We start from the raw sequence: 21,234 nt of genomic DNA, 5'->3' as shown, positions 1-21,234 counted from the left end.
GTCTAGGAGAGAGTGTTGTTCCAGAGCGACAGCGCCGAGCCGATGGCCATGTGCATGTCGAGGTACTGGTACGTGCCGAGGCGCCCGCCGAAGTGCACGCCGTCCTCCCCCTTCGCAAGCTCGCGATAGGCCAGCAGTCCCTCGCGGTCGCTCGGGGTGTTGACGGGGTAGTACGGCTCATCCTCGCGCTCGGCGAACCGCGAGAACTCCCGCATGATGACCGTCTTGTCCGCGTCGTACACGTCCTTGCGCTCCGGGTGGAAGTGCTTGAACTCGTGGATGCGCGTGTACGGCACGTCCATGTCGGGGTAGTTCATGACGCTCGTGCCCTGGAAGTCGCCCACGTTGAGCACCTCCTGCTCGAAATCGAGCGTGCGCCAGCTGAGCGCTCCCTCGGCGTAGTCGAAGTACCGGTCGACCGGGCCGGTGTAGACGACGGGGACCTGCCCGACGGTCGCCTTCTTGCTGAGCGGCTGGGCGTCGTCGAAGTAGTCGACGTTCAGCTTCACCTCGATGTTGGGGTGATCCGCCATGCGCTCCAGCCAGGCGGTGTAGCCGTCCGTCGGAAGCCCCTCCCACGTGTCGTTGAAGTAGCGGTTGTCGTACGTGTAGCGCACCGGGAGGCGGCTGATGATGTCGCCCGAGAGCTTCTGCGGGTCGGTCTGCCACTGCTTCGCGGTGTAGTCGCGGAAGAACGCCTCGAACAACGGGCGCCCCACGAGGGCGATGCCCTTCTCCTCGAAGTTCGAAGCCGTCTTGACGTCGAACTCCCCTGCCTGCTCCTTCACGATCGCACGCGCCTCGTCGGGCGTATAGGCCGACTGGAAGAACTGGTTGATGGTGCCGAGGTTGACCGGCATCGGGAAGACCGTGCCCTTGTGCGTCGTGTAGACGCGGTGCACGTAATTCGTGAAGCTCGTGAAGCGGTTGACGTACTCCCATACCGTCGCGTTCGAGGTGTGGAACAGATGTGCGCCGTACCGGTGGACCTCGATGCCGGTCTCGGGCTCCGCCTCGCTGTAGGCGTTCCCTCCGATGTGGTGACGGCGGTCGATGACGGTCACCTTGCGGCCGGCTTCCGCGGCGCGCTCGGCGATGGTGAGGCCGAAGAAACCCGACCCGACGACGAGAAGATCCATCAGGCTGCCGTTCCGACGACGATGCGGGGCGTCCCCGCCCACACGGCCGCATCGGTCGCGGCGCGTCCGTCGACGAGCAGCTTCACACCGGGGAGCTGCTCGGGACCCAGCTCCCGGTAGTCGGCGTGGTCGGTCTGCAGGATCGCGAGGTCCACCTCGCCGCCGATCGCGTAGGGCTCGAAGCCGAGCCCGCGGAGCTCCTCGTCGGTGTACAGCGGATCGTGCACGACGACCTCGGCGCCGCGATCCTTGAGCGCCTTGACCGTCGGGAAGACGCCCGAGAACGCCGTCTCCTTGACGCCACCGCGATAGGCCGCGCCGAGCACGACCGCACGCTGACCGCTCAGGTCGCCCAGGATGCCTTCGGCCTGCGTGACGAGACGTTCCGGCATGGAGGCGTTCAGCTGTCGTGCCACACGGACGATGTCGGCATCAGGATCGGTCGACAGGTACAGACGCGGGTACACCGGGATGCAGTGTCCTCCGACGGCGATACCCGGACGGTGGATGTGGCTGTACGGCTGCGAGTTGCAGGCTTCGATGACCTTGTACACATCGATGCCGTGCGAGGCGGCGAACAGCCCGAATTGATTCGCGAGACCGATGTTCACATCGCGGTAGGTCGTCTCGGCGAGCTTGGCCATCTCGGAGGCCTCGGTCGTGCCGAGATCCCAGACCCCGTTCGGGCGCGGAAGATCGGGGCGCTCGTCGAACTGCAGCACCGCCTCGTAGAACTCGCGTGCGCGACGGTTGCCCTCGTCGGAGAGCGCACCGATGAGCTTGGGGTACTTGCGGAGGTCTGCGAACACCCGGCCGGTGAGTACGCGCTCGGGCGAGTAGGCGAGGAAGAAGTCCTCGCCCTCGACGAGTCCAGACCCTTCTTCGAGCATCGGCTTCCAGCGGTTCCGCGTGGTTCCGACCGGGAGCGTGGTCTCGTAGGAGACCAGTGTGCCCGGCGTCAGGTGCTCTGCGAGCGAGCGGGTCGCCGCGTCCATGTACTTGAAGTCGGGTTCCCAGGTCTCGTCGTCCACGAAGACAGGGGCGACGAGGACCACGGCATCCGCGCCGGGGATCGCCTCGGCATAGTTCGTCGTCGCGCGCAGGCGACCAGACGGGATGAGCTCGGAGAGTCGCGCTTGCAGCTCAGCCTCCCCGGGGAAGGGCTCCCGCGCGGCGTTGATCGTGTCGACCGCCTTCTGATTGACATCGACACCGATCACGTCATGACCTGAAGAGGCGAACTGGACGGCGAGAGGGAGCCCGATCTTTCCGAGGGCCACGACGGCGATACGCATGGGGTCCAGTCTACGGGTCCGTTCCTGCGTCGATGCCGAGCAACGAGGCGAGAGTCGGCTCGAGTGCGGGCTCGAGATAGGAGACGAACGTCGAAGTCATGTGGTTGATGTCGCGATACACGAAAATGTCGTCGACGATCACCGGGCAGGTGTCGGCATCGCAGAGGAAGTCCGTGAGGTCGGCGTACGCGGCCCCCGCGGCCTCCGCCGCGTCACGCTCCTGCGCCGTGCGGGTGGCGTCCAGCACGCTCGCGCGCTCGCCCTCGCACGCGGAGACGTCCAGGACGTTCGCCGACACGCATGTCGCCGGCGCAGCCGTGAACCGCGGTGTATCCGCGATCACCAGCACCTCGCTCCCGGCCGCGCGAAGACGCGCCACCGTGCGCTCGACGCCCTGCTGCCACGCGAGCGAGCGGGCTTCCTCCGACGGGGCGCCGTCGAGCGCATACCCCGCGTAGCTGGAGAACACGACCAGATCCGGCGGATCGGCCACCAGGGCGGCAAGGACGCTCGCCCGCCACCGATCACAGGATGCATACGGGACGTCCTTGTCCAGGACGGTCACCTCCACCGCCGGACAGGACGACTTCGTGTAGGCGTCGACGCGAATGTTCCCCCTGCGCTCGGCGAAACCCTCGACGGCCGGGAACCACTGGGCCGAATGCGAATCGCCGAACACCGCGATCACGCGGTCACCGTCCACATCGGCGTAGTGGCACTCCTGCACGTCTTCGCGCTTCACGTCGTAATGGCAACCGTCGCCGTACATGGGCGCGACATCGTCGGCGACGGCCTCCAGGGAGGGAGTCATGTTGCGCGGGACGAAGGGCGTCGCATTCGGCGGGGATGCCGGGAAGTCGGGCGCGACCGCGACGACGCCTCCGGTGCCGACCTCTCGCGTCGCAGCCCACTGCACCGCTCCCAACGTTCCCGCCACGAGCACGACGGTCAGCGCGAGAGTCCCCCACAGCGTCGCCCTCGGACGCCGCGCGGCGAGGAATCGCGGGGCGCGCAGCGGCGTCTCGATGAATCGGAACAGGAGCCATGCGAGCGGCAGCGCAACCACGATGCCGACCAAGACCTTGATGCTCAGACGAAGGGGGTTCTGCTCGCCCACGGCTGCCTGCGTCACGATCAGCAGCGGCCAGTGCACGAGATAGAGCGAGTACGAGATCAAGCCGATGAACTGCATCGGCCTGATCGAGAGCAACCGGGTCGGACCTGCGGATGTCGCCCGCGCCCCGAACAGGATCACGAGCGCAGTGCCGAACACAGGCAGCATCGCGGCCGTGCCAGGGAATACCGTCTTCTCGTCGTAGAGCAGGGCGGAGCTCAGGATCATCGCCAGGCCGCCCCATCCCCCGACCGCTGCCAGCCAACGGGGAAAGCGCGGTGCGCCGTGCAGAAGCATCGCACCCACCAGGCCACCGACGAGGAGTTCCCACGCCCGGGTCGGCAGGAGGAAGAACGCAGATGGCTGATCCACCGGCGTCAGGAGCACTCCGGCGACCAGGCTCGCCCCGGCGAGCAGGACAATTCCCGCGATGACGAGCACCCGTCGTCGGCGGACGAGCACCACGAGCAGCAGGAGGATCAAGGGCCAGAACAGGTAGAACTGTTCTTCGACGCCGAGGGACCAGTAGTGCTGATAGGGCGAGGCCGCATGGTCGGCCAGATAGTCCGTGTTCTGGATCGCGAACCAGACGTTGGGCACGTACAGGATTGTTGCGAGCGCATCCCGGAGGATGCGCTCGAGCGCCAGGGGCGGGTAGAAGATCACGGCGGCGATCGCGGTGAGAATCGCCACCACGAGCGACGCCGGGAGGATCCGCCGGATGCGTCGGGCGTAGAAGTCCGCGAAGCGGATGCGACCGTCGCGCTCCAAGGACTCCATCAGATGACTGGAGATCAGGAACCCGGAGATCACGAAGAAGACATCGACGCCGACGTATCCGCCGGTGATGAAGGGGACTCCCGCGTGGTAGAGCAGCACCAGGCCGACTGCGACCGCGCGGAGCCCCTGGACATCCGTGCGAAAATCCCTCCTGCGCCGCGCGGGCGCCAGGTCACCGGCCGCGCGGGCGATCTGCGAGTCGGTCACCCTCGACCGGTGCCGCCGCCGGCCTTCACGAGCTCCGCGATGACCCGCTCAGCCGCGTGGCCGTCACCGTAGGGCGCCTCGGATGTGTCATCGGGGCGCGGGCGGGTGACACCCGCGGAGATCTCTTCTGCAGTGTTCGCGAGTACGTTCCAGCCGAGATGGATGGTCTCCACCCACTCGGTCTCGGTGCGCACGGTCGTGCACGGCACGCCGAGGAGGAAGGCCTCCTTCTGAAGTCCGCCCGAGTCCGTCACGACACCGGCGCTCGACAATGCGGCCGCGATGAGGTCGGCGTAGGCGAGGGGTGCGTGCGCGACGAGAGATCCCTGGGTGAGGGAGATGCCGTGCGCGGCCGCCTTCGCGACGACGCGCGGGTGCGCGAGCAGGATCACCGGGCGGTCCAGACCGGCGAGGGCGCCGGCAACCTCCGCGAGGCGCGCGGGATCGTCAGTGTTCTCCGCGCGATGAATCGTCGCAACGTAGTAACCCTGCGGTGAGAGTCCCAGCTCGTCGAGCAGGATCGAGGGCGTTCCTGCGACCTCGTCACGGATCTCGAACAGGACATCGGTCATGACGTCCCCGACCAGCACCGTGCGGTCGGCGAGTCCCTCATTCGCGAGGTGGTCGACGGCGACCTGAGTGGGTGCCAGGAGCAGGTCGGCGGCGTGGTCGGTCATCACGCGGTTGTGTTCTTCGGGCATCCGCCGATTGAAGCTGCGCAGTCCCGCCTCCAGGTGAGCCACCGGAATGTGCATCTTCACCGCGCTCAGCGCCGCGGCGACCGTGGAATTCGTGTCTCCGTACACGAGGACCCAGTCCGGGCGGTGCTCGTCGAACACCGCGTCGAGCGCAGCGAGCATCGCACCGGTTTGGACACCGTGAGAACCGCTGCCCACGCCGAGGTGCACATCCGGGGCGCCGATGCCGAGCTCCTCGAAGAACACGTCGGAGAGCATGGGGTCGTAGTGCTGCCCGGTATGCACGATGACGTGCTCGACTCCCGCGGCGAGCGCCGCCTTGTGGATGGGAGCGAGCTTGACGAACTGGGGGCGGGCGCCCACGACGCTGACGATCTTCACAGAACACAATCCTAGGCCGAGCATCCTGGTGGTTCGGTTGATAGCGTGGTTCGGGTGCGCATCCTGATGGTCACCCCCTGGTTCCCGACCCTCGCGAACCCGGTCGCCGGGGTTTTCGTGGCCCGCGACGCGGCGCTCCTCGCGGAGGTCCACGACGTACACGTCATACACCTGGTCGACCCCACGCTCCTCGCGGACGGGGAGGACATCTCGGCCGACCACCCGTTCACACTCGAGCGCGTTCCGTGGTCGCGCAGCAGCGTCCGCGACACACTCTCCGCCGGGAAGCGCCTGCGGTCGTCGATGGCGGACGCCGATGTGCTCCACACTCATGCCTTCCAAGCCCTGCTCCCACTCGCGGCGCGCAAGGTCACCGTGCCCTGGGTGCACTCCGAGCACTGGTCGGGCATCGGCGATCCGGACTCGCTGAGTCAGCGAGGCCGCGCGGTCCTCCGCGCAACCGGGGGGTTCCTGCGCCGCCCCGACGTGGTGACAGCCGTGAGCAGCCATCTGTCCGAGCGGATCAGGACCTTCCGCTCAGGACCGATACGCATCGTGCCCTCAGTGGTGTCCCCCGTGACCGCGCTCGTCGCTCCCCCTGACGATGCGCATCTCATCCGCCTCGTCGCCGTGGGCAACCTCGTGGACGGCAAGGATCCCCTGCTCGCGCTCGCGACGGTCCAACGGCTCAAGGAACAGGGGCAGGAGGCGAGCCTCGTATGGATCGGGGACGGTCCGCTGCGGAGTGCTCTCGAATCCGAGTCCGCCCACTCGACCGCACTCACGCTCACGGGAAGACAAGATGCGCACGGCGTGGCACGAGAGCTCGACCGGGCCGACATCTTCATCCTCCCCACCCGAGGGGAGACGTTGTGCCTGGCAGCTCTCGAGGCCATCGCGCATGGGCGACCCGTGGTGATCGGTTCCCGCGGCGGCCAACGCGACTACATCTCCCCGGAGAACGGGCGGCTCGTGACCGACCGTACCCCCGACGCTTACGCGCGCGCGATCCTCGATCTCTGGGCCAGTAAGCGATCACGGACGCCGGAGAGCATCGCCGCGACGATACGAGACGACTACTCCCCTGAAGCCGTCTTGCGCGGCTACACCGACGCATACCGCGAGGCGGTCTCGATCCGAGGCGACTCGTCACGCTGAGCGACAAGTCGGGCCGGCGTGCCGCGATCCGTCAGCGTTCCTGTCCGGTGAGTTCCGTCGCGACCTGAGCAGCGCGTGCCACCCAGGTGTGCTCGTGCCGGATCGAGGACGCACGCTCCGCGACCTCGCGATAGGACTGCGGCTCGCGTCGGAGTTCTTCGACGAGGTCCGCGAGAGCCTTGCCGTCGTATGGGAGAGCCCAACCGATGCCGTTCTGCTCCACGAAATCAGCGGCGAGAGATCCCGCTGTCGCAATGATCGGGCGCCCGTGCCCGAGGTATTCGTAGAGCTTCAGGGGCGCGGCGAACTCACGGTAGCCGATCGGCGCCATGAAGAGGCATCCCAGCGCCGAGACATCATAGAAGGGCTCGAGGTCACTCCCGGTAGCGTGCACGACCTTCGTCGCCCCCGAGGAGAACAGCGGCTCGTAACTGCTCTTCTCGGTCTCCCATTGCGCGGCATTGGTGCACAAGATGAACGATGAGCCCTCGACGGACTCGAATGCCCGGACGGCCTCCTGCAACTGGTAGTAGTGCCCGACCGATCCCACATAGAACATCGTCGCGGGATCGTCCACCGGGCTGGTCTCGACGATCACGCACCCCGGCGGCAGAGCGGTGCACCGGGTGGGATCCGTGAACGGCATCACTTCGGCCATCCGCATCGACGGCACGAACAAGCGGTCCACGGCCGTCCGGTAGCCCTTCAGATCTGCCCGGTAGCGCCATCGCAACAGAGTCGTGTACGGCTGCCCGACCCGCTGCGCATACTCCTCGTCGCGCCAATAGATGTCGCGATAGAAGAGGCCCACGGGGACACCGTTCCTGCGGCAGAAGCGCAAGAACGCGATGTCGCGCGTCAGACTCGTCTGCCACGTCACCGGCTCACCCAAACCCGTCGGCGTCGTCGCGGCCTCAGAGTAGACGAAGTCGACGGCCAAGCCGGCGGCGATACGTCGCTTCACCTCGCGGATCTTCGCACGACGCTGCGGATGGTGGCCGGAGATCTCGATGACGTCGTATCCGGCTTCCTCGAACGCCCGGCGCATCATCACAGGACGGATGCCGCTCGCGCTCGTCGCCTCGGGATTCAACGGGAAGGGAACATGGAAGATCATGGTCGGACGGTCGGCTGCTGGCACATCTGCCATGTTAGTCGGCGGCCAGCCGCACCTCCCGCTCGCCTCGGGCGCACCGGGAGCCCGCCCATGGGAGGATTTCCTCATGGACTCTCTCCTGATCGTGTCATTCTCCCGCTTGGAACAAGACGCTCGTGTCAGGCGCCAGGTCTCTCTCTTCGGACCGGAATACCACACGATCACGGCGGCGCACGGCCCCGGCCTCCCCGAAGCCGCGGAGCACGTCGAGCTCCCCCTCCCTCCGACGGCCGGCGTGCGTCGGAAGGCACGCTTCTACGCGGAGTCCGCGCTCTTGCGCCTCCGCCTGTACCGCATGCTGTATTGGACCGACCCCACTGTGCGCGCGGCACGGAAGGCTCTGCGCAACAGGGAGTACCGACGTGTGATCGCCAACGATATCGAAGCCGTGCCGCTCGCGCTGTCCCTCGCCGGACCGGACCGTGTGCACGCCGACCTTCACGAGTTCTATCCGGGTCTCCACGACGACAACCCGCGCTGGGTCGCGTTGCGTCGGCCCTACTTCGACTGGCTGATCCGAACCTACGCGACGAGGGCGGCATCCGCGACGACCGTCGGTGATGGCGTACGCACCGCATACGCGCCGTTCAACCTGTCACTGGGGATCGTGACGAACGCGCCGGCTCACCGTTCACTCACGCCGACCGCCGTGCACGCCCCGATCCGCCTGGTGCACGCCGGCGGTGCGATGCCCGGACGCAAGATCGAGCTCATGATGCAGGCCGCCGCCCGCACCCGGACAGATCTGGAGCTCACGCTCTACCTGACCTCCAGCTCGCCCTCCTATCTCGCGCAGCTCCGTGAGCTCGCGGCGGAGCTCGGGCCGCGCATCCACGTGGAGCCGGCCGTTCCGTCCACCGAGCTCCTGGACATCCTCAACACCTACGACGTCGGGATCCACCTCCTCCCACCGACAGTGACGAATCAGGCCCTCGCGCTTCCGAACAAGTTCTTCGACTTCGTCCAAGCCCGACTCGGAGTGATCGTCGGACCCACTCCAGGCATGGCGTCGCTCGTGGAACACCACGGCCTGGGCGCCGTCACGGCGGGCTTCGCCGTCGAGGACATCGTCTCTGTCCTCGACGCGCTCTCGCCCGAGCGGGTCGAGGAGTGGAAGGCTGCTGCCGATGCCGCATCCGATGAGCTGTCCGCAGAGCGCCAGATGCCCGTCTGGGCGACCGCGATCGCCCAGCTCGGCGGTTGACGGGAGTCACATCCTGCCGTCGCGGCTATAGGACCGCGTCATCGCCCCCGACGAGTCCGGCAAGCGCCGCTTGAAGCGCGAACTCCGGCTCCGCGGCGACAACCTCGTCGAAACTTCCGGACGCCGCAACCACACCATCCCGCATGAAGAAGATCACGTCCGCGTGCCGGATCGTGGACAGCCGATGAGCGACAGTGATCGTGGTCACCCTTCCTCGGAGCTCGTCGATGGCGGTGGTCACCGCCGCCTCCGTCGCCGTGTCGAGCGCGCTGGTCGCTTCATCCATCACGAGTACCTGAGGACGGGTGTAGAGTGCGCGGGCGATCCCCAGCCGCTGTCGCTGCCCGCCCGATAGCGCGAGTCCGCGCTCGCCGATCTTGCCGTCTACCCCGCCGTCCCTCGCCTCGATCAGCGTCAGCAGCTGCGCACTGTCGAGGGCGGCGACGACTCGATCTCGATCGAAGTCGCTTCGCCAGCTGAGAGCGACGTTCTGCGCGATCGTCGCATCGAACAACGAGACCTCCTGCGGGACGTACGCCATCTGCGCGCGCCATGCGTTGAGGGCGGCGCTCAGCGGGACGCCGTCGACCGCGATCGTTCCCGATGTGGGTTCGACGAGACCGAGCAGCAGGTCGATCATCGTTGACTTCCCTGCACCGGATGCGCCGACGAAAGCGACCTGTGACCCGAACGGGATGTCCAGCGTGACACCGCGTACCGCCTGCTCAGCATCGGGTGAGTACCGGAAGCCGACGTTTCTGAGTTCGATTCTCTTCGGCGTCGCGGGGAGCTCCTGCCGGTCACCTGCGGCGGCGAGCTCCATGTAGCGATTGGAGTTCCGAACCTCCTCCAGGACGGCGCGTGCGTGCGGAGCGGAGACATTGATCTGCTGGAGCACACTCTGGAAACGCACGAGGGCAGGAGCGAGACGGAACCCTGCGAGGCCGAAGAGCGCGATCGACCCGACCGCCCCCTGCACACTCCCCGCTGTGACGAAGCCGGCGACGCCCACCAGCACGATCCCACCGATCAGCGCCACGTCGAGGACATGCCGGGGCACCTGCGCGAGGAACTGGGAGTTCGCGCGAGCACGCGTCGCGTGCGACCTGTTCTCCCGCACGACCTCGGCGACTTCGGAGGCAGTGCCCCGCAAAGTCACCTCCTTGAGCGCACCGATCATCTCGGTGATCAGCCTCGACGAGCGCAGGGAGTACCGCAGCGCGACGAGCCCAGCTTGCTTCGAGCGGCGAGATATCTGCAGCTGAAGGACGAGGGCTATGAGACCGAGGTACACGAGCGTCACGAGGCCGACCAGAGGCTGTGCGATCGCGAGCACGAGGATGAGGGAGACGAAGCTCATGAGTTCGCCGACCAGCGAGGCGCCGGGAAGCAACAGCCCTGAGATCGTGGTGCTCACGCTCGAATCGCTGATGCGCACGAGATCGGAGGAGTTGCGTCGCAGGCGCTCGACCCATGGAGCGCGGATGTAGCCGTCGAAGACACGGACGCCGAGCTCGAGCTCGTATCGGGCGAACCGGCGGGTGGCGAACCACTGCAGCGTGAGGGCAAGGATGCCCTTGACCACGATCAACCCGCAGACAAGCCCGAGCGGGATCAGGAGCTCGGGCCCCTCGAGCGTTCCCAGCAGGGGGATTGTGATCGGGCTCGAGCTGATGAGAGGCGCTATGACGACAGCGAGCAGACCGAGCGCGAGCCCGTCCATGAGTGACAGGACGCCCATGGTGCTCGCATAGAACAGCAGGAACTTCGAAGCGCTCCGAGGGAGCACCCCGAGGACCTCCCGATAGAGGTGCCAGTTCTCTTTCACTCTGCTTCCCGTTCGTCGTGCCCGCTCCGGATCGCCTCGAGGAATGCGGCGCCTTCGGACTCGGCATTGATCTTGGCCGCGACGATACGAGCATTGGCCTTCATCTGGGAGATGCCCATCGGCTCCAGTGTCTCCAACGTCTCGCGCAACGACGCAGCGGTGAACTCGGGGACGACGACGCCGTGCCCGTATTGGCGGACGAGGGGTGCCATCGTCTGCGTCTCCCCCACGACCACTCCCAGCGCCCCTTGGGCGGCCTCGAAGAACTTGTTGGGCATCGCGTACTGCAGGTTGGGTTCGTAGGGCTTGTAGAAGATGATCTCGAGGTCGTAGCCGTTGATGTGCTCCGCGATCTCGCGCATCGGCGCAGGGGGAACGATGGCGATCCGGTCACGAGCAGGGTGCGCTGCGATCACGTTTCGCAGTCGCTCGTGGACCGCGGGACTCGGCATGAGCATGAAGGTCATCGTGAATCGGGAGGGCAACCCGTCAAGGGCTTCGAGAATCTCCTCGAAGCCGCGGCGCCAGCTCGGAAGGCCGTGGAAGAGCAGACGGATCTCGTCCGGGTCCACCCGTCCCGGTTCGAGCCCAGGCACGAAAGGTGGCGCGTTGCGTACCTCCGACGGCACCGGGAAACCGAACTCGTCGGCATAGAGCTTTCCGATCGGCGTGTTCACCACCGTCCGGCTGGAGAACTTCTCCGAGCCGAGATGCCGTCGCACCCAGCGGTAGTGTGCCCCGGTGAGCCGTCCGCCCAGAGTGCGGCGACGGACGTTCGGGTTGCGGTACTCGTGCAGATCGAGGTGCAGGTTCGCTTGCAATGCTTCCGGCGTGAAATCTCTCGGATCCTCGACCCAGGGCACGAACTCGTACTCGTTGAAGACGATCAGATCGTAGTGCCCTGAACGGATCAGTCGCCGCAGTGCGATCGGCACCCGCCGCGTGAGAAGGTTCCGGAACCGGATCCGACCGGTCAGACCGACGTGGGAGACCAGCGTTCCCCACCGCCCGCGCGTCCACCACAGGGGCGGGGCGAGGACATAGTGATCACGGACAGCATCCGTCGGGTGCTCGCCGAGGCCCAGCGTGTCGACGGTCCAGCCAGCGCTCGTCAACCAATCGATCTCCCGTCGGACACGCGGATCCGTCACGATCGCCGAGTACGAGAGGACGAGCGCGGTGCCGGGGGAATTGGAGTCGGTCACGTCGGGTTCACTTTCGCGCGGGCACGATCGGCGCCTCAGGATGCGTCACAGGGATATGGCTGCGCCGGTCTGCGACGACTCGAGGGCTGCTTCGACGACGACGAGCGTCCGAAGCCCCTGCTCCATGGTGACGACGTCGGTCTTCTTCCCGAGCACGGCGTCGCGGAAGGCCTCGTGCTCGACGCGCAGAGGCTCGCGCTTGGCGAACGCGTAGCGCGTGACGTCCCCTTCCGAGACCCCGCGGAACGACGACACGGATTCCCACTCCAGAGGGATCGTGCCGTTGGCGTAGAACGTCAGGTCTCCGGTCGAGGTGTCGGCGACGAAAGCGCCCTTCTCCCCCGTGACCACGGTGACGCGCTCCTTCATCGGACTCAGCCAATTGACGATGTTGTTCACGATGACGCCCGATGCTGTCCGCCCGGTGATCGTGATCATGTCCTCGTGCTCGCGGCCGCTCTTGAACGCCGTCTGTGCGAACACCCGCTCGTAGTCGCTCTGCACGACCCAGGCCGTGAGGTCGACGTCGTGGGAGGCCAGGTCCTTCGCGACCCCCACATCGGCGATACGCGACGGGAACGGCCCTTGGCGACGTGTGGCCACCTGGTAGAGGGCTCCGAGCTCCCCAGCCTCGATCCGGCGACGAAGTTCCTGAACGGCGGGGTTGAAGCGCTCGATGTGCCCCACGGCCCCGACCAGTCCGGCAGCAGCGAAGGCGTCGACCATGCGCTGCCCCGCCTCGACGCTGTGCGCGATCGGCTTCTCGACCAGCGTGTGCACCCCGGCCGCGGCCAGCTTCAGTGCGGCGTCCTCGTGGAAGCGCGTGGGCACGGCGACGACCGCGATGTCGATGCCGACCGCGATCAGCGCATCGATGTCGGGCAGGATCTGCAGGTCACCGGCCACACCGTGCGGATCTCCGCCCGGGTCCGCGATCGCGACGAGGTCGACGCCATCGATCTCCCGGAGCACACGAGCGTGGTGGCGCCCCATCATCCCGACGCCGAGGAGTCCGGCTCGCAAGGTCATCAGGCTCCCGCCTTCGCAACGGCGTTCACCGCGGAGACGATGCGCTCGAGGTCGTCGCCGCTCAGCGAGGGGTGGACCGGCAGCGACGCGACCTCGCGCGCGGCCCGCTCCGTCTCGGGAAGGTCGACCCCGGGTGCGAAGTGCGTCAGCGAGGGCAAACGGTGGTTCGGGATGGGGTAGTACACACCCGCACCGACGTTGTGCTCGCCCTTGAGTGCAGCGACGAACCCATCCCGGTCCTCCGGGACCCGGATCGTGTACTGGTGATACACGTGCACCGCGCCGTCGGCGACCGGCGGGACGACGACGCCCTGCAGGTTCGCGTCCAGGAACGCCGCGTTGCTCTGGCGCGTCTTCGTCCAGGCGTCGACCTTGGTCAGCTGCACGCGACCGATCGCGGCGTGGATGTCGGTCATGCGTGCGTTGAAGCCGATGACCTCGTTCTCGTACTGGCGTTCCATGCCCTGGTTGCGCAGGAGCTTCACCTGGCGAGCGAGCTCGTCGGTCGCCGTGGTCACCATCCCGCCCTCGCCGCTGGTCATGTTCTTCGTCGGATAGAGGCTGAACATCGCGAACTCACCGAAAGCGCCGACGGGGCGCCCGTCGAGCGACGCACCGTGCGCCTGCGCCGCATCCTCGTACAGGGCGACACCGCGCTCCGCGGCCAGCGCCTCGAGCTCGCGCATCCGGGCGGGGTGGCCGTACAGGTGCACAGGGAGGATTCCCCTGGTCTTCGGGGTGATGGCTGCCGCGACCGCCGCAGGGTCGAGAGTGAACGTCTCCGGCTCGATGTCGACGAACACCGGCGTTCCGCCCGTCAGCGCTACCGAGTTGCCGGTCGCGGCGAACGTGAACGACGGCACGATCACTTCGTCACCCGGACCGACCCCGGCAGCCAGGAGACCGAGGTGAAGACCCGCCGTGCCCGAGTTCACCGCGACAGACGGCCGACCGGGCACAAAATGCGCCGAGAACTCCTGCTCGAAGGCAGCGACCTCCGGCCCTTGCGCGACCATGCCGCTGCGCAGCACGCGGTCGACGGCCTCGCGCTCCTCGTCGCCGATGATGGGCTTCGCCGGGGGAATGAACTCGCTCACACGATCTCCTTGGTCAGTGTTCCGTCAGTCTCGAGGTAACGCGCGCCGGTGGAAGGACACACCCAGGTGCTCTCGTCGTCACCGGCGACCAACGGCACACCCGACTCCCCCACCCAGCCGATGCGCTTCGCGGGGACGCCGGCGACGAGGGCGAAGGCGGGGACGTCCTTGACGACGACGGCGCCGGCAGCGACTGTCGCCCACGCTCCGATGGTCACCGGTGCCACGCAGGTGGCCCTCGCGCCGATGGCGGCCCCCCGCTCGATAGTCACGCCGACGGGCTCCCAGTCGTGCGCGCTCTTTATCGTGCCGTCCGCATTGATCGCGCGCGGGTAGGTGTCGTTGGTGAGCACGACGGCGGGGCCGATGAAGACACCATCGCCGAGGCGTGCCGGCTCGTACACGAGCGCGTAGTTCTGCACCTTGCAGTTGTCGCCCATGACCACTCCGGTACCGATGTATGCGCCTCGACCGACGATGCAGTTCTCGCCGAGCTGAGCCTGCTCGCGCACCTGGGCGAGATGCCAGATGGACGAGCCGTCTCCGATGACGGCGTCAGCGGACACATCGGCGGAATCGACGATCCGCACGCTTCCGGTATTCGTCACGAAACTGGCCTTCCCTCCGGTCCGGTCGGCGCATTCCGCGCCCCCATGATCTTAGTCGGCCGCGACGATCTCACCTGGGAGACCACCTCGGCCACTCGCTCCGCCACCGCGTCGAGCGACACATGCTCCCGCGCCCACATCGCTCGTCGCGGCCGGAGTCCCTCCGAGCGGCCTTCGTCCGCTTCGATCAGAAGCAGCCGCATCGCTTCGGCGACCGCGTCGACGTCGAAGTCGACGGCGACGCCGAGTTGGGCATCGCTCACGAGCCGCGATCCGGTCTCGGGGCCGGCGAAGAGCACGGGAGTGCCTACCGCAGCGGCTGCATAGGTCTTGGTCGGCCGAGCGAAGTCGTACCCGATGCCGGGCACGATGCTGACCAAGGCGGCGACCGCTCCACGGATCCACGATGCGGACTGAGCGGGACTCACCACCCCACCGAAGTCGACGCGCCCGGGAACGACCTCGTCCGCGAGAGCGCGCAGCTCGTGCTCGACGGCGCCCTGCCCGAAGAACCGGATCCTGACGTCCGGTGCTTCCTCAGCGATCTGCGCAAAGGCCCGCACGAACACATCGGGACGCTGCCACTCCGACATGGTGCCGGTGTAGACGAAGTACCGCCCTGCCACCTCAGGGAGCGGGGCTTCCGGGGTGAAGACGCCGGTGTCGATGCCGTTGCCCACTGTGGCGATGCGCGCAGGGTCGGCATCGAGGAGACGCAGACGCTCTGTCACCTCGTCGGAGACGGAGACGATCGCGGCCGCCCGACGCAGCACCGCGCGTTCCATCGAACGCATGATCGCGATGACGGGCTTCGGCGCCCCCATCGAGATCACGCCGTCGGTCCAGACGTCGGCCGCATAGTAGACCAACGGCCGGCGTCGCAGCCACGCGACGGTCGCAGCGACGATCCCCGTGGTCGGCGGTGACTCGGCGATGACCACGTCGCATCTGGCGAAGAGCAGGCGCAGCATCAGCGGCGCGTCGAAGCTCATGTATTGGATGTAGCCGCGCACGTTGCCGCCGCGATCTCGCAGCACCGGCCACCGCCGCACGTCTACACCGGGTGCGTCTGGCGTCGACGGGGCGTGGCGCGGAGGACGAGTCGTCAGCACCACGACCTCGCCGCGAGCACGCAACGCTCGGGCGAGCGCACCGAGGCGGAATGCCCCGGCGCTCACCTCCGGCGGAAACAGCCGGGAGGCGATCAGCGCGCGCGCGGGACGACTCACCGCTCTCCCTCGGGGTCGACGTCGCTGGCCTCGGCCGCGTCACGCCCGGCGAGACGCGCTTCAAGGGCTTCGATGCGCTGTTCGTTGAACGCCGTCTTCTCAGCGAGCGCACGCATCTTGTGCTCGATCTTGGTGAGTTCCGCCCCGTACTGCAGGCTCACGAGGAACAGCAGCCCGATCGCGACGAAGAAGACGAGGTTGACCGGCAGGGCGATGCCCAATACCTGGGCGCCCCACGCGAGCGTCTGCGGGAAGACGGCGATGATCAGCGCCAGCACGCCGCCGACGAACCACCACACGGCGTGGCGCTCACGGAGCGTGCCGCGACGCATCAGCTCGACGATCGCGACGAGGGCCAGGATCGCCGCGACGATGCCGAATGCGTAGGTCACCGGGTTCATCGCGGGTCCTCCACGGGAGTTCGTGGGCGCATCATCGCCAGGAGAAAGGCCGCGCATGCGCGGAAGAGGTAGACCGCGGCCTTCCAGGGGCGGTGGGAGGGCTCGCCCCCTTGCCGTTGCCGCATCGCGACGGGAACCTGCCGGATCGATAGTCCGGCTCGCGCTCCGATCACGAGAGCCTCGATCGTGTCACCGAGATACTCGGCGGGGAAGTTCTCGGCGAAAAGTGCGATCGCCCGGGGCCCTGCGGCTTTGAAACCACTCGTCACATCGGTCAGCGTCGTGCCGGCGACACGGCTCATCACCCGGGCCAGAACTCGCATCGCCCATCGACGCGGCCCTCGCACGCCGTACTCGCCCACACCGGCGAACCGGGCGCCGATCACGAGGTCGGCTCCGGACAGGGTGTCGATCAGCGTCGGGATCATCCCCGGGTCGTGCTGACCGTCGGCATCGACCTGGACCACGACGTCGAACCCGTTGTCGCGCGCGAAGCGGAAACCCGCTCGCATCGCTCCGCCGACTCCGAGGTTGTAGGGAAGTGCGAGCACGACGGCCCCGGCCTCGCGAGCGCGCCGCGCCGTCGCGTCGGAGGAGCCGTCGTCGACGACGAGGCACCGCGCAGAGGGAGCCGCGGTTCTCACCGCGTCGACAACCTCTGCGACGGAGTCTTCTTCGTTCAGCGCCGGGATGACGACGAGAACGCGGGGGTCTACCGGGCGCAGCATCACGTCGAATCCTACCGACGCCTCCTCCTTCATCACCGAGCGCACGCTGTGATTCGCCAGAGCGAGGCGTCGCCGACCTCTGCCACCTTCTCGAATCCGGGTTGCCCGGCGAAGTCCGTCATTCCCTCGGACTCGTAGCGACCCGGCGTCACATCGCCGATTCCGAAGTCGAGCACGTACTCCGGGTCGGAATAGGCCGCGAGCGCCTCGCACACGGCGGGGTCCGTCGAAGCGTCGCGCAGGCTCGCTGCCAGCACCGCCCATGCTTCGGAGCGCGGCGTGGACCAGGTGCGCGGAAAGACGTCGACGCCGCTGAACAGGTATCCGAATCCCGCGCCCGTCGAGGGATTGCTGAGGACGCGTGCACCGGGTTCCACATACTCATCGAGGGACTCGAGCAGTGTGCGCTCGTCCGGCGAGAGGAAGCTGTCGGACTCGGCGACGTACCGGGACGCCCGATCGAAGGTCCCTTCGGTGAACGACGGCATCGCGACCGATCTCACCAGCACGAGCACGAGCATGAACACGACTGCGCTGAGCAGCGAAGCGATGACCACCGGTCCTTCCGTTTCCGTGGCGCCCGCGCGCCGACGGAAGAGTCCGACGACAAAGCGGACGAGGGCGTGCAGACCGAGCGCCGCGAGGGGAACGACGACGAGCGGCGCGAGCGCGGCGATGCGGTACGGGTCTGCATACCAGGCGCCGAGGACGTTCTCCCGGATCAGGGGTGCCCCGACCGCGGCGACGAGGATGTACAGCCCCGACACCAGGAGCCAGGCGAAGACGAACCAACGCATCCGTGCGGCGCGCCACGCCACCACGAGCCCCACGAGCATGAACACACTGACGCCGACGGCGAACGGAATCCGGAGCTGCCCGTTGAGCACCACGTCGAGCAGCACCTCGAGCTTGCCGCGGAAAGGCGGCCAGTGGGAGCCGCTGGTCCCGCGCGACAGCCCCACCCACATGACGGCGAGGGCCGCCCACGCAGCCGCTATCAGTCCCCATCGCCAGTACCGCGACGGTGCGGACGCCGTCAGCAGCTGCGCCGTCGCCCACAGCACCAGGAGCGCGGCCCAGGGCAGCAGTGCCGCCGGCTGCGAGAACACGAGCGCCGCGAGCGCGACGAGCACGAACACGACGCTCCGGGCGACCGGACGCCACCGCAGCGCGACGTCGTGCCACAACGGCAGCGAAATGACGAGGGCGATGGCCGCTGGCAGAAGCGCAAGGGACAACGCATTGGGGAACAGCACGCCCCACTGGAACATCAGCAGCGGAAAGGTCTGCAGCGCACCGGAGAGGATCGCCGCGACCCCCGCCACCGCATTCGAGGCGGTGAGCACCCGGGTGAGCCAGGCGATACCGATCGGCCAGATCAGCGCGCCGATGACGATCGTGAGAGAGTTGGCGGCGATGGGGATGCTGGTGCCGGTGAGCAGGACGATCAGGGAAACGATGGCGTGCCAGGCCGCGGGGTAGAAGCCGTTGCCGCCGATCATCCCGCTGACGTGGAGCGACGACGCATCCGCGTTCTCCAGGATGAAACGCACCGCGTTCATGTGGAAGACGGCGTCGTTGGTCTGCGAGATCGCGTCCGCGTCGGCGATGTAGTCGACCAGCCGCCAGATGCCGATGGCCATCCCTGTGGTCAGCGCCGTCGGCAACACCCAGGAGCCGCCCGTCCGCGGCTCGCGGTACCTCCCCCGGAGTACCCAGCCCACCCCGCCCGCGGCGATGACGACGACGAGCATCCCCCACACCCAGCCGGACACCGACCACGGGATACCGATCGCTCCGTATGCAAGGGCGACGATCGACGTCGCTGCAACAGTGAACAGCGGCGCCGCGGCGAGCAGCGCCAGTCCGCGCAGTCCGACGACCGCGAGCGCGACGACGCCGGGCACGAAGACCACCAGGGCGACGACGAGCACCACCGGCGCCTGCGCCGCCCACGTGAGGATCACGCGTCCACCAACGCGATGGCGCCCTCGACCTCACCGTCGTAGACGACCTCGCCCTTGTTGATCACGATCCCTCGCGTGCACAACTCGCGCACCATCTCCATGTCGTGGCTGACGACGACGAGCGTCTTGCCCTCGGCGATCAGCTCCTCGAACTTGAGGCGGCACTTCTCACGGAAGGGCGCGTCGCCGACGGAGAGGATCTCGTCGACCAGGAGGACGTCGAGCTCGACGTGGATCGCCACGGAGAAGGCGAGGCGCATGAACATCCCCGACGAGTAGTGCTTCACCTCCTGGTCGATGAACTGCTCGATCTCGCTGAAGGCGACGATCTCGTCATAGCGGGCCTCGATCTCGTGCCGCTTCATGCCGAGGATCGCCGCATTGAGGAAGACGTTCTCGCGGCCGGAGAGCTCCGGGTGGAATCCCGCTCCGACTTCGATCAGGCCCGCGACACGGCCACGAGTCAGGACTTGACCGTCATCGGGCTCCATGACACCCGAGATGAGCTTGAGGAGCGTCGACTTCCCTGAACCGTTGAGTCCGAGGATTGCGACGGATTCTCCCTCGCCGATGACGAGGTCGACTCCCTTGAGCGCTTCGAATTCGCTCGTGAGAGTGCGCCGCTTGATCCAGGACACGACCGTGTCCTTGAGGGAGAACGCGTGGTTGAGCGTGAAGCGCTTGCGCACGCCGTCGATGATGATGCTGGGCCTGATGGCAGTCTGAGCGCTCATAGATCCTGCGCGAACCTTCCCTCGAGACGTCGGAAGACGAATTGTCCGACCAGCAGTGTGCCGACCGCGATCAGGAACGTCCACAGCGTGTTCCATGCAAGATCCGGCGGAAGGTCGAAGGCGGCATTGGTCACAGGGCGCCAGAAGGCGTAGTGGAACAGCTCGACGCCTTGGGTGATGGGGTTCAGTAGGTAGAGTTCGACGATCCACTCGGGCCATCCAAGCTTGTCGACGATGGCATCCTGCACCTGCGTCCAGGCGTAGAGCACGGGCGACGCCCACGTGGCGAGGAGCAGGAGCAGCTCGACGATGTTCTCCGAGTCCCGGAAGCGCACGTTGATCGCACCGAAGAAGAGCCCCAATCCCAGCGCGAACACCATGACGATCGCCATTCCCGCCGCGATAGCAAGGATCGACAAGATGGAGATGTTCGTGATCCACCCGAGCAGGAGGCACACGACCAGGAGCAATCCGACCTGCGGCAGGAAGTGCACGAAAGCGACGATCACGGCCGACACCGCGAAGAGCTGCCGAGGCAGGAAGACCTTGCGAACCAGAGGCGCGTTGCCGACGATCGACGTGGTGGCGTTCTTGAAGGCCTCCGAGAACAGATTGATGACCACGATGCCCGAGAACAAGTAGACCGCGTAGTTCGGGATACCCCGATCAAGGTTCATGAACAGCCCGAGGACCACCCAGAAAACGAGGAACTGTGCAGCCGGCCGCACATACGACCAGGTCCAGCCCAACACCGAGTTGCGATACCGCGTGGTGACGCCGGTCCTCACGAGGAGGTTCAGCAGATAGCGCCAGCGCACCACATCGATCAATCCGCGGCTGGTGCCGGGGACGTCGAACTCGGAACGCGGGACGGCGGCGAAAAGATCTCGGGTATCAGTCACAGGCCCACTCATTCGGTCGCGGTGACAGGACGCACCGCAGGCTTGAGTATCTTATGCCACCGACGCTGGGAGGCACCGTCGGCGCGCTACTTCACGGTGATCTTTCCCGTCGTGGAGTCGTACGAGACCTCACCGTTCTGGAACCGCTGCGTCGTGAGGTTTCCGGAGACGACAGCTGACGACTTCGGGTAGCCCCAGGCGCTCTCCACCCCGCCCAGACGCTTCCATTCGTTCAAGATCGCCCCCGTCGGCACCAGCACGGAACCCGTCGACGACGACCAGCCGACCACACCCTTCTGGAACGACATCGAGCACCCACCACCGGCAAGCGTGCAATCCACGACCGACGTCGGCCACCCCCACGCAGCACCCTG

19 protein-coding genes are annotated in these 21,234 nt (G+C 67.0%); 2 read left to right on the top strand and 17 right to left on the bottom strand.

Features of this window, described 5'->3' with window-relative positions; genetic code table 11:
* Positions 1 to 2: 2 nt before the first annotated feature.
* From glf to wecB, 4 genes are read right to left on the bottom strand one after another with little or no spacing between them, the layout of a single operon-like run.
* Positions 3 to 1,139, bottom strand: coding sequence for a UDP-galactopyranose mutase (glf, locus tag LC041_RS08170; RefSeq protein WP_226532621.1), 1,137 nt, complete (start codon positions 1,137 to 1,139; stop codon positions 3 to 5).
* On the bottom strand, positions 1,139 to 2,434 hold the full coding sequence (locus tag LC041_RS08165; protein ID WP_226532620.1) for a nucleotide sugar dehydrogenase: 1,296 nt from the start codon (positions 2,432 to 2,434) through the stop codon (positions 1,139 to 1,141). The genes glf and LC041_RS08165 overlap by 1 nt, the downstream gene beginning before the upstream one ends.
* Positions 2,435 to 2,444: 10 nt before the next feature.
* The gene (locus tag LC041_RS08160) at positions 2,445 to 4,535 is read right to left on the bottom strand and encodes an acyltransferase family protein (RefSeq protein ID WP_226532619.1); all 2,091 of its coding nucleotides are present in this window, start codon (positions 4,533 to 4,535) and stop codon (positions 2,445 to 2,447) included.
* Complete coding sequence (wecB, locus tag LC041_RS08155; RefSeq protein WP_226532618.1) at positions 4,532 to 5,614, bottom strand: non-hydrolyzing UDP-N-acetylglucosamine 2-epimerase; 1,083 nt, start codon at positions 5,612 to 5,614, stop codon at positions 4,532 to 4,534. Before wecB ends, LC041_RS08160 begins: the two co-directional genes overlap by 4 nt.
* A 54-nt stretch (positions 5,615 to 5,668) precedes the next feature.
* On the opposite strand from wecB, the gene LC041_RS08150 reads away from it, so the two are divergent.
* The gene (locus LC041_RS08150) at positions 5,669 to 6,772 is read left to right on the top strand and encodes a glycosyltransferase family 4 protein (RefSeq protein WP_226532617.1); all 1,104 of its coding nucleotides are present in this window, start codon (positions 5,669 to 5,671) and stop codon (positions 6,770 to 6,772) included.
* Positions 6,773 to 6,803: 31 nt separating this feature from the next.
* Here the strand turns inward: LC041_RS08150 and LC041_RS17350 are convergent, their stop codons facing one another.
* Complete coding sequence (locus LC041_RS17350; protein WP_226532616.1) at positions 6,804 to 7,913, bottom strand: glycosyltransferase family protein; 1,110 nt, start codon at positions 7,911 to 7,913, stop codon at positions 6,804 to 6,806.
* Positions 7,914 to 7,995: 82 nt separating this feature from the next.
* On the opposite strand from LC041_RS17350, the gene LC041_RS08140 reads away from it, so the two are divergent.
* Entirely contained in the window at positions 7,996 to 9,132 is a 1,137-nt protein-coding gene (locus LC041_RS08140; RefSeq protein WP_226532615.1) for a glycosyltransferase family 1 protein, read from the top strand.
* Between the two features lie 25 nt (positions 9,133 to 9,157).
* On the opposite strand, the gene LC041_RS08135 is transcribed toward LC041_RS08140, so the two are convergent.
* From LC041_RS08135 to LC041_RS08080, 12 genes are all read right to left on the bottom strand, one after another.
* Positions 9,158 to 10,960 (bottom strand): ABC transporter ATP-binding protein, encoded by a 1,803-nt coding sequence (locus LC041_RS08135; protein ID WP_226532614.1) that lies wholly within the window; start codon positions 10,958 to 10,960, stop codon positions 9,158 to 9,160.
* Complete coding sequence (locus tag LC041_RS08130; RefSeq protein WP_226532613.1) at positions 10,957 to 12,165, bottom strand: glycosyltransferase; 1,209 nt, start codon at positions 12,163 to 12,165, stop codon at positions 10,957 to 10,959. Before LC041_RS08130 ends, LC041_RS08135 begins: the two co-directional genes overlap by 4 nt.
* Positions 12,166 to 12,210: 45 nt before the next feature.
* Positions 12,211 to 13,197: a Gfo/Idh/MocA family protein gene (locus LC041_RS08125; protein WP_226532790.1), complete on the bottom strand. Its 987-nt coding sequence runs from the start codon at positions 13,195 to 13,197 to the stop codon at positions 12,211 to 12,213.
* Complete coding sequence (locus tag LC041_RS08120; RefSeq protein WP_226532612.1) at positions 13,194 to 14,291, bottom strand: DegT/DnrJ/EryC1/StrS family aminotransferase; 1,098 nt, start codon at positions 14,289 to 14,291, stop codon at positions 13,194 to 13,196. The genes LC041_RS08125 and LC041_RS08120 overlap by 4 nt, the downstream gene beginning before the upstream one ends.
* Complete coding sequence (locus LC041_RS08115; protein ID WP_226532611.1) at positions 14,288 to 14,899, bottom strand: acyltransferase; 612 nt, start codon at positions 14,897 to 14,899, stop codon at positions 14,288 to 14,290. Before LC041_RS08115 ends, LC041_RS08120 begins: the two co-directional genes overlap by 4 nt.
* Positions 14,896 to 16,128, bottom strand: a complete 1,233-nt coding sequence (locus LC041_RS08110; protein ID WP_226532610.1) for a glycosyltransferase family 4 protein — start codon at positions 16,126 to 16,128, stop codon at positions 14,896 to 14,898. Before LC041_RS08110 ends, LC041_RS08115 begins: the two co-directional genes overlap by 4 nt.
* Positions 16,125 to 16,529, bottom strand: coding sequence for a DUF2304 domain-containing protein (locus LC041_RS08105; protein WP_226532609.1), 405 nt, complete (start codon positions 16,527 to 16,529; stop codon positions 16,125 to 16,127). The genes LC041_RS08110 and LC041_RS08105 overlap by 4 nt, the downstream gene beginning before the upstream one ends.
* Positions 16,526 to 17,257: a glycosyltransferase family 2 protein gene (locus LC041_RS08100; RefSeq protein WP_226532608.1), complete on the bottom strand. Its 732-nt coding sequence runs from the start codon at positions 17,255 to 17,257 to the stop codon at positions 16,526 to 16,528. Before LC041_RS08100 ends, LC041_RS08105 begins: the two co-directional genes overlap by 4 nt.
* 32 nt (positions 17,258 to 17,289) lie before the next feature.
* Positions 17,290 to 19,224: a DUF6541 family protein gene (locus LC041_RS08095; protein WP_226532607.1), complete on the bottom strand. Its 1,935-nt coding sequence runs from the start codon at positions 19,222 to 19,224 to the stop codon at positions 17,290 to 17,292.
* Positions 19,221 to 19,958 carry an ABC transporter ATP-binding protein gene (locus LC041_RS08090; protein WP_226532606.1) on the bottom strand — a complete coding sequence of 246 codons (738 nt, stop codon included), beginning with the start codon at positions 19,956 to 19,958 and terminating at the stop codon, positions 19,221 to 19,223. The genes LC041_RS08095 and LC041_RS08090 overlap by 4 nt, the downstream gene beginning before the upstream one ends.
* The gene (locus LC041_RS08085) at positions 19,955 to 20,860 is read right to left on the bottom strand and encodes an ABC transporter permease (RefSeq protein ID WP_226532605.1); all 906 of its coding nucleotides are present in this window, start codon (positions 20,858 to 20,860) and stop codon (positions 19,955 to 19,957) included. Before LC041_RS08085 ends, LC041_RS08090 begins: the two co-directional genes overlap by 4 nt.
* Before the next feature lie 86 nt (positions 20,861 to 20,946).
* The coding region (locus LC041_RS08080; RefSeq protein WP_374197660.1) for an LGFP repeat-containing protein at positions 20,947 to 21,234 on the bottom strand (288 nt) is incomplete at its 5' end.

Origin of the sequence: Microbacterium paraoxydans (genome assembly GCF_020524545.1) — a bacterium.
Lineage (GTDB): Bacteria > Actinomycetota > Actinomycetes > Actinomycetales > Microbacteriaceae > Microbacterium > Microbacterium paraoxydans_C.
The sequence above is the reverse complement of the archived record's forward strand: the minus strand, read 5'-3'. Positions and strand labels throughout refer to the sequence as shown.